The organism is Pectobacterium carotovorum, assembly GCF_033898505.1.
GTDB lineage: Bacteria > Pseudomonadota > Gammaproteobacteria > Enterobacterales > Enterobacteriaceae > Pectobacterium > Pectobacterium carotovorum_J.
Genome location: NZ_JAXAFK010000001.1, coordinates 88,054 through 100,194, shown reverse-complemented (window position 1 = coordinate 100,194; position 12,141 = coordinate 88,054). Strand labels below are relative to the sequence as shown.

General features: G+C 43.6%; 13 protein-coding genes. 4 read left to right on the top strand and 9 right to left on the bottom strand.

Annotated features, from left to right (window positions below):
- Positions 1-52: 52 nt before the first annotated feature.
- From R9X49_RS00430 to R9X49_RS00415, 4 genes are all read right to left on the bottom strand, one after another.
- Positions 53-769: a hypothetical protein gene (locus tag R9X49_RS00430; RefSeq protein WP_319846779.1), complete on the bottom strand. Its 717-nt coding sequence runs from the start codon at positions 767-769 to the stop codon at positions 53-55.
- Positions 770-1,161: 392 nt separating this feature from the next.
- Positions 1,162-2,019 (bottom strand): hypothetical protein, encoded by an 858-nt coding sequence (locus R9X49_RS00425; RefSeq protein ID WP_319846778.1) that lies wholly within the window; start codon positions 2,017-2,019, stop codon positions 1,162-1,164.
- A 143-nt stretch (positions 2,020-2,162) separates the two neighbouring features.
- Entirely contained in the window at positions 2,163-2,459 is a 297-nt protein-coding gene (locus tag R9X49_RS00420; protein ID WP_319846777.1) for a hypothetical protein, read from the bottom strand.
- 206 nt (positions 2,460-2,665) lie between these two features.
- The gene (locus tag R9X49_RS00415; protein WP_319846776.1) at positions 2,666-3,253 is read right to left on the bottom strand and encodes an NAD(P)H-dependent oxidoreductase; all 588 of its coding nucleotides are present in this window, start codon (positions 3,251-3,253) and stop codon (positions 2,666-2,668) included.
- A 117-nt stretch (positions 3,254-3,370) separates the two neighbouring features.
- Here R9X49_RS00415 and R9X49_RS00410 point away from each other — a divergent pair, with 117 nt between their 5' ends.
- On the top strand, positions 3,371-3,988 hold the full coding sequence (locus tag R9X49_RS00410; protein WP_319846775.1) for a TetR/AcrR family transcriptional regulator: 618 nt from the start codon (positions 3,371-3,373) through the stop codon (positions 3,986-3,988).
- A 430-nt stretch (positions 3,989-4,418) separates the two neighbouring features.
- Here the strand turns inward: R9X49_RS00410 and R9X49_RS00405 are convergent, their stop codons facing one another.
- Both R9X49_RS00405 and R9X49_RS00400 read right to left on the bottom strand, forming a co-directional pair.
- Positions 4,419-5,471 carry a hypothetical protein gene (locus R9X49_RS00405; protein ID WP_319846774.1) on the bottom strand — a complete coding sequence of 351 codons (1,053 nt, stop codon included), beginning with the start codon at positions 5,469-5,471 and terminating at the stop codon, positions 4,419-4,421.
- 853 nt (positions 5,472-6,324) lie between these two features.
- The gene (locus R9X49_RS00400; protein ID WP_319846773.1) at positions 6,325-6,927 is read right to left on the bottom strand and encodes a histidine phosphatase family protein; all 603 of its coding nucleotides are present in this window, start codon (positions 6,925-6,927) and stop codon (positions 6,325-6,327) included.
- Positions 6,928-7,371: 444 nt separating this feature from the next.
- On the opposite strand from R9X49_RS00400, the gene cueP reads away from it, so the two are divergent.
- Positions 7,372-7,923, top strand: coding sequence for a copper-binding periplasmic metallochaperone CueP (gene cueP / locus R9X49_RS00395; RefSeq protein ID WP_319846772.1), 552 nt, complete (start codon positions 7,372-7,374; stop codon positions 7,921-7,923).
- A 102-nt stretch (positions 7,924-8,025) separates the two neighbouring features.
- Here cueP and R9X49_RS00390 read toward each other — a convergent pair whose 3' ends face one another.
- A complete protein-coding gene (locus R9X49_RS00390; RefSeq protein WP_319846771.1) occupies positions 8,026-8,919 on the bottom strand; it encodes an ABC transporter six-transmembrane domain-containing protein in 894 nt (297 codons plus the stop codon).
- A gap of 92 nt (positions 8,920-9,011) precedes the next feature.
- On the opposite strand from R9X49_RS00390, the gene R9X49_RS00385 reads away from it, so the two are divergent.
- Complete coding sequence (locus R9X49_RS00385; protein WP_319846770.1) at positions 9,012-9,584, top strand: TetR/AcrR family transcriptional regulator; 573 nt, start codon at positions 9,012-9,014, stop codon at positions 9,582-9,584.
- 59 nt (positions 9,585-9,643) lie between these two features.
- On the opposite strand, the gene R9X49_RS00380 is transcribed toward R9X49_RS00385, so the two are convergent.
- A complete protein-coding gene (locus R9X49_RS00380; RefSeq protein WP_225087084.1) occupies positions 9,644-10,114 on the bottom strand; it encodes a FidL in 471 nt (156 codons plus the stop codon).
- Positions 10,101-10,874 carry a winged helix-turn-helix domain-containing protein gene (locus R9X49_RS00375; RefSeq protein WP_319846769.1) on the bottom strand — a complete coding sequence of 258 codons (774 nt, stop codon included), beginning with the start codon at positions 10,872-10,874 and terminating at the stop codon, positions 10,101-10,103. The genes R9X49_RS00380 and R9X49_RS00375 overlap by 14 nt, the downstream gene beginning before the upstream one ends.
- A gap of 692 nt (positions 10,875-11,566) precedes the next feature.
- Between R9X49_RS00375 and R9X49_RS00370 the strand changes: the two genes are divergently transcribed.
- On the top strand, positions 11,567-12,115 hold the full coding sequence (locus R9X49_RS00370; protein ID WP_225087082.1) for a fimbrial protein: 549 nt from the start codon (positions 11,567-11,569) through the stop codon (positions 12,113-12,115).
- Positions 12,116-12,141: the final 26 nt, after the last annotated feature.

Below are 12,141 nucleotides of genomic sequence, written 5' to 3'. Positions count from 1 at the left end.
AAGGAAACGTTCCCTTTGGCCGTATTGTCTTTGCTATATGCGTAAGTCGGAATCAGACCGAGAAGGTGTGGGTTGCCGCCAGCGTGGTCTGCTTTAGCTGTGCGTCTTGAGCGGAGTAGCCGGAGGAAAATAGCCCCAACGTATAGGTCGTACCGCGCTTCAGCAGGATATTATTGAAGGAGACAGTGCTGCTAGCGTTGCCGCTGGTCGCTGGCGAACGCCATTTAGGTTTCTGGTTATAGGATGCTGCCACCCCTTCCCATATCCCTACCCAGGTATTGGAACCCGCAGGGTTAAAACCAGACAACATATCTATTTGCGCCACTAATGAGGTAGAACCCAGCTTACTCACGCCAACGGTAGACTTTTGCACTTCAAAATCACCACCACCAATGGCAGGAACAAAAACAGAGGCAACCACGTTATTGTATTTTGACCAACCACCAGTGGTGTTTAACGGGCCAACGCCATAGCCGATAATATAGGACAGCGTGGTGACATCCAGCTCATCAAAAGACTGTGAACCAGAAGGGCTATTGCCAACCAGAGAATCAGAATCGAGGGCATCGGTAGACCAGGGAATTGCATCACCTGATTGCCAGATATAGAGAATATTGCCATAGGTGCTGGGTTGGTTAGCGTTAGGCCCGCTGTAATCAACACTAATTTGATCCGCCGACACCGAGCTGGAATCGGTAGTCACAATGATATTTTGATCGGCAGTGGCAGAAAGACCGAGTTCGACCTGCAAGACTTTATCAACAGACATAATATTTTCCTAATATCAATACGATGATTCAGATAGCCATGGTCAGGACAATAAAAGAGCTGCATCATCCATATCCATACATGATGCCCCCAAAAGGTAAGATAAACTTACTTTTCGCAGAGGTGATCTTAAAATAGACCACTTTTTATACATAACTTTAGATTTCTTTAAAAAAAGATATAAACGCAATCTTAAGCAATAAGTTAAGAATAAAATAAACAAAAAACACAAATCACTGGATTTATATTTTAAAAAATGAAAAATAACAGTCTCTATCGGCATTTTTACCGCTGAATTTTATCTTTAGAGCAGATTCTTAAACCGATCATAATGATAAATTGAATTAATTATTGTGATCATTATTTAACCGACTTGGTACTTTCCCAGATCGATCAACTTGAGAAGGTCGCGGTACAGGCGAGGCGTTGCAGATCCAGCGTCAGAGCCTGAGAGCTGTAGCCGCTAGTGTAAAGTCCGAGGGTATATTTTTGTCCACTGACAATCGAAAGTTCATTGATTCCCACCGTGCCAGCATTGGTATCAATTGCAATAGCAGCAAACCACTTTGGCGGTGTCGTCCAGGAAGGACTTTCTCCTTCCCATAGTCCAATCCAACTATTAGAAGCCTTGGCATTAAAACCAGGTAAAAACGCAAAATCGCAGGCAAGCGAACTCACGCCAACGAAAGTGGGTGTAATGCTGCATCTGTTCGGTTCTGCCGCGCGGCGTTGCTCTCCCGGCAGCTGTGCCGGAATATAAGCGGATGCCACCACGTTCAGATAACGGGACCACTCTCCTTCCGCATGCTGCGGTCCGACGGCATAACCAAGAATGTAAGCCCCAGCGGATATCTCTACATTGTCCAGATTTTGATCGCCATCTGGCAAGTTGAGCAAGATTGCGCTTTGCGCCACAGCAGGACTGCTCCACGGAACGTCATCGCTGGAAACCGACCAGAGAAAAACCTGATTTTGATAATCCGCAGGCTGATTGCCGCTCAGAGTGTGATAGCTGAAATTCAGTAGAGTACCCGCAACCAGATTGATACCCAGCGTCGTCGCCTGCTGCGTAATCGCCGAGTCCGCCAGCAACACCATGGGCTCACTGCTGCTTTGCATGCTTAACGGCTGACGCAGAGCAATTGGCAATTGATTGGGTACCCGCTGTTGCATCGGTACCTCAGTTCGAGCATGAAAAGGCAGCGACACCATCGCTGCCACCCCCCCAGCCAGAAAATCTCGTCGCTTCACTTTTTTCTCCCTGAGGCACGCCTGTTATGGCTATTGGCAGATAGGGCTTATTAAGTGAGTATTACATGGTTTTTAATGATGGATGACCAAACAACCAAAATAGTTATCAAGCCTGACAAAGTCATATACAGCCTCCACAATCTTCACCTCTGCGGCGCCGCGTTTAATTTAATCTCAATAACCGTATGCCCAGTCGTTATTTTCTTTGTGCCAGCGATGGTTAACCCGCTTAATGTCAGAATATCCTCCATATCTTCCAAGGTTCTGTATCGCGTGCCATCCTGGCAGATAACGGATTGAAAAAGTGCATTCATTAATAATCTTGGGGAGGTTTCGTCATGTTCCAGAAGAGGTTCAATGATTAATAGCGTCGAATGCCCAAGTGATTGCGCAATTGCTTTTAATATTTTCAGGCAGAATTCATCGTTCCAGTTATGCAATATGTTTTTAATCAGATAAATATCATAACCAGAAGGAATCGCCTCAAAGAAACTGTCAATGGGGCTAAAAACATATCATCCGTTTGGCCGAACGGTAATCTGCCATTCAACGCCCGGCCAGAATAAATAAGGGAGTAAAGCCGCATTATTTAAATGCGCTTTTGTTTTAATAGTATGGTGTGTTAACGATGAATCAATCGTCGCAATTACCGGAAAATGCTCCCACCAATACGGCGTGCGCTATCGATACACGCCTCCGGCGTTCCCAACTCCGGCATCAACAGCATTTCAGACGTCAGAACGGAGGCACCGCAGTAGTCAAAAATCCCGTGTGCGATCTGTGCATGAAAGGCGTCCGCGTAGCCACGTTTCTCAAATGTTCTCTGGTTGGCCGCCCCTAGCGCCACAAGATGCACCGGTAAATGCCCCAGTTTCTTTATCACCTGCCCATCAGCCGTTTCGTCATAAGCCCAGCCGTTTGAAAAAACGCGGTCGATCCACCCTTTCAACAAACCCGGCATGGACCACCAGTAAATCGGGAACACCAGTACCAGCGCATCTGCGTTATCAATACGAGATTGCTCTGCAATGACGTCAGGCGGCGTTGCACCAGTACGTTGAAAAGCCGCCATATCGGATGCAGAAAACACTGGATTAAAGCCTTCCTGTGTAAGATCCGCGATTTCGAACGTATTTTCCGGGTTTGACTCAGCGATCCCCTGCGTAATCGCGGCAGCGACACTGTGGGTTAGCGAGGTATGAACAGGATGAGAAACGACAAGTAATGCATGCATTCTGGGTGCTCCCTATTGCTATAGAACGACGTCAGTTATAATCTTATATACTAACAGTAACCTACTATTGGTAAGTTACTTTTGGTATATAAAAATGTCAACAGGATAATATCGCCAATGTCCAAACCACAGACTCGACAGCGTTTATCGAGAGAAGAGCGCCATGCACAACTGATAAAAGCCGCCTGGCAGATTATTCGGGAAGAAGGTACGGAAGCGCTGACGCTCGGGCATCTGGCGGAACAGGCTGGCGTAACGAAGCCGGTGGTTTATGATCACTTTACTAACCGTTCGGGGCTGTTAGCTGCTCTTTACAAGGAGTATGACGCTCGCCAGACGGCGATTATGGATGGCATTATCCGCAAGACAGAACCCGTGCTTGATAAGCTGGCCGCAGTGATTGCCACTTCGTACATTGATTGCGTACTGCTTCAGGGCCGTGAAATGCCTAATGTCATGGCGGCGCTTACCGGAACCCCCGAGCTTGAGCAAATCAGGCAGGAGTACGATGCCACCTTCACGGAAAAATGCCGCGATCTCTTTGCCCCATTCTGCGCAGGTAAACCTCTTCATGATGCTGCATTACGCGCGATGCTTGGTTCCGCCGAAGGATTATCTTATGCCGCCGTTAAAGGGATTATTACGGAACAACAGGCTAAAGATGAACTGTTCCAGGTGATTGTCGCGATGGTGCAAAGGTGCAGCGCGGGGCATAAAATTACCAACTCCCATTAGAAGAAGTCGTAAAGGGTCAGCGCGCCATCCTGACCACTTTACCAACCCGTTCTCAGAATGATTCAGCAAAGCCTATTGAGCAACTCACATATTCGGGCTAGCTCCCTTTGTAGGAAGAACTATTATTCCTGGCCAGACTCTCTTTAAAAACTTACAATTCAAAGTATAGACTTTATTTTTTAATATTTTCATCTTTACTTCCTTAATTAGAAATAGCACCATCATTTACACACCTAGAGAAAATAATAAAAACAAATTCAAATATCATTATATTAATTAATGTAGGAGCTATTCACCAACAGCCCCTACATTTTTGAGAAAAAAACAAATCCATCTATCTAACCAGAGAAATACTTAATACAGAGATAACAAAAACCACGCTACTACAGATATAAAAAATTTAAATAAATTACCACTTCCAGAGTTTTAATCACCCACCTATTGCAGCCTTGTACTGCTGAGATGCTTCTTTAATGCCATTAAAATACGATTTATAACTCCCTTTTATCGGCCCATTTAGCTGAACACACATTTTTTTACATTGTTCAACGACATCGACGATATCAAGAATATTCAGCACAATATCAACCACGGACATAATCACAGTAATAACTGTAGCAAACTTACCTACAAAGTCCATTGTTTCAAATACAGTAGCATCGCATTCCTCTACAGGGATACCAGCTTCTTTACATTGGGCTTCGATTGTGCTGTTTGCGATTTTTAACTTGTACTGCATAATCCCAAGCGACACACTTGTAACCAGTGTCATACCATATGTTGCTGTTGAAGGTAAGTTCAGACCTACAAGAACATTTAGGAATTTTTTGACATCTGCATCCGACTTATCACTAAAATTCAATTCATCTAACGCATCATATACTTTACTTATTTCATCACAGTTATATACGATTCTAGCCGACTCTGCATATTTTCTAAAAGTATTGGCATCTAACTTCCCTTGTTTTCTTTGTATTTGAGCCATAAATTGCATTAAATTTGCCCGACACGTCCTAGTATCAAGGCCTTGTGGTGCTTTTGAGTTTATTAAATTATTATTCTCTTTGTATTTACTGACATACGATTGAACATTAGGGCTTATTCTAGATGAAATATCGCTATCTATTGATGCCAGTTTTGCATTTAAATCTTTTGATTTTGATGAAATAACCGCTCTTTCAATACCCTCGGCAACTTCAAGTGAGGCATAAACAGCCATACCAAGTCCAAACGTCCAAATTGATGCGATAGCAGCAGCGTCTGCTGCCATTTGAGTTGCATCAGCTGCGATAGTAAGATCTCTCACTTCACATGCCAAATCATCGAGCATATCGAACTCTGAATCAATGATAGAGTCTGATTCAAAATCACCCAAGTTAGCAAATAGAGATTGTTCAGAAATCAACTGATCAATGTTGGAGTCACTTTCTGTATCCCAAGTAGATATATAATTCAGATAGGTAATTAAGTCTGTACTAGCCATTTTACTTTCCTTCATCAGATAATTTAACTATTAATAAAAACTAACACAGTACAATCACTCATAAAACAACATCGCTTCACGTAAGTTTTATGGTGACGCTATAATTATTCTTGAAAAATGATAAAAACAAATCTGCCAAATACCCGAAAAGCAATAGGCCATTTGCCATTTGCCATCTAAAAGGCCATATTAAAGGCCATATTAAAAACTGCCCCCAAAAAAAACATTATAAATAATAAATTTCAAACCCTCACCAAGAAACTTCCCATGTTCAAAGTTAAATTAACAACGCATTATAAAATATAAAAAACCAAGATAACCACACTCACCACCCACAAAATAAAAAACCACCTTCTACAAACCTGACAATTATAATAAAAGGATAACATATCCTTATCACAACAAAACATTTTGGCTTCAGAGATATCTATCACGAGGCATTATCGACGGAGGGGAACACTATCGATATCCGGGTTAACTAAAGTATGTAAATAATGCAAATCGACCGCATCTCATATCGTGAAAAGGGTATTATCTTGATAATGCAGGATGCGAAGAAACCTTATACCATCTGAAAAATGAAATGCATTACATGCATGACTGTTCTGGTGTCACGCGGGAAAGTGTTATAAAAAGTGTAGGTATTTATATCCGGTGGTATACAAACTGCGTGTAAAATGGTCTCAAGGTACTATACGCTCAAAAAAAAACACCGTAGCAACCGAGGAACACATAATAAAACCGCCCAGAAAAAACATCTCCCTCCGGTTTTATCATGTGTGGTTTACAACCTTTATGCTATTCGCAAAGCCATTCAGATAAAACCGTGTTTTCCCGAGAGGCTCATTGCAGTCTACTTCGGGCAACTCTCTGAGACGCCATCAAGTGATTCCTGATCGTGTCTGAAAGATACCGGATTTTTTTCATTACTTTTGTCGATAGTAAGCACGTAGATGCTGTCGAAATCCGAACCCGGCCACTTATCTGGAATCAACGATGTGTCTCCTCCCACTTTTTTAACCACCGACTTGGCTATCAGAACCAGATTCTTATGCTCCCAGGCAACAAAAGTAAGGTGGCTCCCATCGCGGTTACGCGACAATTCATCAGACACATCCTCAACATCATCCGCGTGGTACTTTAAATTAATCGGTAGCGAAAGGCGTACTGCGGTAGGAATAAGCGTGGAGAGCGCACGCAGTGAACTGCCGGATTTATTCTGATGAGGTGCGGAGGCAAAAAGCTCATCAGGATTGCCAAAACGCGGAATCAATACTTCCGGCAGCGCCAACGCGCGATTAAGCCCTTTGCACGTTAATTGCCCACTCTGGTTATTCGGTTTTTCCCCGTGGCGAGCAAATACAATGGTCTGTTTTGCATAAGAGAGATTACTGAAAAAAATAATCAGAAGAACAGGACCGATAATTAAGCCGCGAAATAAATGTCGTAATTTCATATTCCACCCTAATAATAACCATTAAAAACTATCGTTATATTTTAAATCAGGGAGTAACCTCTGACTCAAAATTTCTTCATCACATAGTATTGATGTATGGTATTAAAAAATAGACTAAAAAAATCGTAAAGCCATACCAGCCATTTGGCTGAACCATCAACAGGAAACAAGATAGATAGGAATGACACAAGGCACATAGCAATGGAATAAGCGCGTCTCTCAGCAAAACTGTTGTACTTTGATATGACAGAATCGACTCTCATATCAATAATGGCACTGACACCTCGGCCATTTAGCGTGGTTTAAAATTGACCAAGATCAATAAAAAACCAGTAAATACATTACTTTACCTTTCTATACATCCCATCTTTTGACCTTCCCGTAGGGGGAAGGTGTAACGTCATAGCCTGTGATTCCAGATGATGACGCTATTAAGGGGAAATGATGATGAAGATAAAGATGATGGCAGCGCTACTCGCTCTGACATTGAGCGGTCCGGGTTTCGCCGCGGCGACTGACGCCAACGCGTTCCTGGCCAAACAGGGGCTGGCGGGGAAAACCGTCGAGCAGATTGCCGATACGATCGATCAATCGCCGCAGGCAAGACCATTGCCCTACAGCGCGTCGGTTACCAGCAAGGAACTGAAACTATCCGATGGACAGCAGCAGTACAGCTATCCACTGGGCAATAAATTTTATCTCTCATTCGCACCTTATATTCAGCAGACCCATCCCTGCTTTAACCACAGTTTATCCGGGTGTCAGGGTGAGCTCGCCAATACGGCGTTTGAGGTAAAAATCACGGATAAAGCCGGTAATGTTATCGTGCAGAAAACATTGAGCAGCCATCAGAATGGTTTTGTCGGCGTATGGCTGCCGCGCAATATTGAAGGAACCATTAATGTCACCTATCAGGGGCGTGTAGCCAGTTCACCGTTTGCGACCTATGACGACAGCCAGACCTGCATGACGACACTGCCATTGAAAGAGGCGTAGCAGCAAGCCGTCGCGAACACAGATTCAGAAACCCAGCGGCATCGCTGGGTTTCTTATTCAACGGGAGAGCGTATTATCCCCTCGCCCGCAAACGTGATTCACTCACACCACGCCCGTGTTTACGCGCTTCCCGATATCTTTTAGCTGCGAGTATTTTTCTAACAGGCCGGGCGCATCGTCCAGACTCATGGCAAACATCCACATGTAGGTCATCACCGAATAGATATGCCCCGCATTGGTCCCGCCGTTCAGCGTCATGTACAAAATCGTCAGTGAAAACAGTACAGCAGCGGCGGCACCGATAGCCAGGTAGCCCAGCGCTTCACGATCCGACAGGCGAATACGCAACCCGGCCAGCACATGGTAATGCTTGGTGAGCGAAGCCGCCGTCGCGCTACTGACAAAACCAACCTCTTTTTCCAGACGGTTATTTAATTTACCGAACAGAACTTCATTTTTACGGGTGTAACCCGGCAGGAATAAAGCAAAAAACAGCAGGATAACGACGCAGGCAACGCCCGCCCAGAATTCAATCACCAGTAGCATCACAGCGGCACCAGTGATCGACGCCAGCGATGTGATCAGCACCGGGAGATGAATTTCGAAAAAATCCACGAACTCGCGTGAGAGCGCCACGCGCGCCGCAATGGTCGAATGGTTATGGTTTTCTTTTCTCTGCGCCAGAATCACCGGTACGGCCAGTGCAGCATAAATACGGGCGAATGTGCGGGTATCCACGCTGCGCCGTGCCGCGCCAATCGCCCACATAATGAAAACCATCAGCGCATACAGCACCGCGTGCCAAGGCTGAGCATTCAGAATCGCGTTAATGGCGAAGCCCGCCATCAGGGGATAAAGAAGGTAAGTCACGTTCTCCACCACCACCAGCAGCAGGGTGAGAATCAGTTTTTTTCCATGCCGCTTTCCGAGTTTTTTAAGGGTGACAGCGGCACTATGCGAAACCTTGACTGGTTCGCTGATATTATGGGTTTGCATGAGAATCGTATTTAACAGAGTTATACTTGAGCGGTTGCTCAAGAGCAAAAATTGTATTTGAGCACTTGCTCAAAGTCAACGCGGGGACAGTAATGAAAGAGACGACGACAGCGCTAAAAGACAAAATCCTTGATGGCGCAATCGAGCTATTTATTGAGAAAGGCATAGAGAAAGTGACAACGCGCGAACTGGCGGAACACGTTGGTATTTCGCGCAGCCATCTTTATCACTACTTTCCTGACTGGCAGACGCTGTCGATTGAGGCGCTAACGGCGTTCATGCAGGCGGATTTGGAAGCAGTCGCGGTAGAAATCGCCACGTTACCGCCGAAAGAGAAACTGCATGAGCTGGTGAAGAATTACCTGCCGGATACCACTGACGTCATCTGGAATCTGTATGGATCGCTATGGCAGTTGGCCGTTCACAATACCGCTTACGCAGAACTCGCCCATGTCATGACAGAGAAATGGTCTGCCTTACTGGAAGAGATTATTGCCTCAGGCGTCGCGTCTGGTGCCTTTAAAAATACGGATACCCAGCGCGTCTCCCGCCAGTTGGATGCGCTATTAAACGGCTACTCTGATCATCTGATGATTAACCCGTCCCCTGCTGATTTTCAGCAGGCAATTGAAGATATTGATGATTTCATACAACACGTGTTGTGAAGCGCATAAGCAACACGCCAAGCATTGCGATTAATGAGGTTACGCTGTTCCAGCTCCCATTAATCGCGGATATTACACGCCATCTTCGATTGTACAGTGCTAATCAGATAGGCATGCTTCGTCAGCATTTCGAACTGGATAACATCATTTTCCGCCAATATGGGGATCGCATCATTGGGGGCTTTGTCATTGATGTTCTTGTTTATCAGGATATTGTGCACCATTAATCGGTTCCCTTCCCAAACGGAGTCAAAGCTGAATGTACGTCGAATCGTCAGCGGCACGCCATCCTTTCCGAGGTAAAAACCGTTGACTAAAACCAGCGCTCTATTTTTATTATTTAGATAAAAATAGACGTCATATTCTGTTCTGATACGTTGCTCTTCTGAATAAAAAGTGACCTCACCCTGACATATCAGCGGCTTTCTGTATAAATTGCTTTTTAAATAAAAAATAATCCCCAGGGAAAATGAAATAAAAAGCACCACCGTGGTGCAAAAAATTTTCTTTCTGACTTTAATTATTAACATAAGTTACACATCCCTTCCCATCTTTCCTGCAGGAAATAACGATTTCACTTTTTTTATCCAGCATTTCAGATATAACAATTTTTTTAGACAGGAAGAACAATGTGTTATCTGAACAGAGATTCTCATAATCGATGGGGAGAGGATAACCAACACTGTCATATAAATAAAACAAATCGCATTTCCCGCTCATCTTCACATCGACAAGAGGCCGATACGGAAAACGATTAATGTTCTCCAACGCGAGTAGAAAAACCCCAACTATCGCAGCCCATATGAGAAGGAACATGATGTATTTCTGCTTTTTTACGGGTTCAGGAATGGCGTGATGCTCTATAGAAAATGACTTTTCCCCGTCATCGATATCTTCTTCAATTTTATCTTCAACCTCCTGATTTAACCTTTCTTTCTCTTTTTCCTCCTCACCCACTGCTGGATAGTTAGTGACGCTTTTAACGTTAAAAATGATACCCAATTTAGGAATAGTCACAATCGAATCTGAAAGGTCAAATTCGCGCAATACTTTCCTTAGGAGAGAAAGATAGTTGTTGAGATTATTAAGAGAAGGACAAAGTGCGTGTTTTTCTAATGCTTCCTTTAATAAAAAATCGCGGCTTAACGTAACTCCCTGATTCTCAATGAGCAAGCAGAACAAGCGAGAAACAGGGAAACTCAAAGAAGTTGCTTCGTTTTCACGTTCTATCCATGCAAGTGTCCCCTCTCCTTCATTAAAAATGATTAAATCATTAATCAAATAAACCATACGACCTTTTTCCATCACGATTAAGAGACGTTATCGTTTTTTATAAGTAGCTTGATAGATACGTTATTTTTTAATGAAAATACCTACAGAATAGTCTGAAAATAGCACTCCACCAAAACAACCGATACGTTATCTATAAAAGTAAAATCAATTATATAGCGCGCAACGTCGCTATATCAGCCAAGGATATAAAACTTACCAATTTATTGTCAAAGGTTATTTAACATTCGTTTAAGAACAATATAAATAAAAAGACATTTCATTATTTTTATAAAAAGACAGAGACCTTACACCATAGCCATACAAATCAATGGAATACTAAATAACGCGTTGAATTAACATGATTTATGTCTGAATTTATATTTTTACCCCTTAATACCTCCTGAAAGAAGAAAAACACCAAACAGAATAAAAATCTAAATAAATGTAAATTTAAAACATTTAAACTAAATAAAAGTATTTAAATCAATATATTTGACTGCTACATCCCACAACCCTACTATTCACCTCGTTCCAGAGCAATCTGGGTTGGCGGCTGATGAATATATTGCCATACGAAAGGTAACCAACCATCAGCCAACCAATAGAGTCATTCAAAAAGAGCAGCAACAATCCGTTATGCATGAATACGGAAAAGCACTCGTGCATAGCGTTCATCTTTTAAATAGAGTAACCAACAGAGAGAGCACAATATGAAATTATCAAAGATCGCCCTGACGTCCCTCATCCCCGTGGTATTTTCTTTCAGTGCCTATGCCGCAGATTCACATAATGGTTCTGTGACATTCAAAGGAAAAATTATTGATACCCCCTGCTCCGTCTCTCAGGAAGATCTGCACCAAACGATCGAGTTTGGTGAAATCAGCAAAACCGTGCTGGAAAACGGCGGCACGTCAGAAATTAAGCCGTTCGATATCACATTAAGAGATTGCAGTCTGGATACCGCGACCAGCGCCAAAATTGTTTTCTCCGGCGGCGTGGCATCCGGCACCAATAATGAACTGCTGGCATTAAACGGCAGTGCTGGGGGTGCAGGTATTGCAGTCGAACGCATCGGTGAAAAGATTAAATTCGATGGAACCACGCCAGCCGTTCCCGCCACACCACTGGCAAATGGAGACAACATCTTCTCCTTCACGTCTTATGTAACCAAGCTTCCTACTCCACAGGAAGGAGAGGCACCTGCCGTGACTACAGGTTCTTTCGCCAGCACCGCTAACTTTGTCGTGTCCTATCAATAAATATTGATCAGCTAGCCACACAGTAT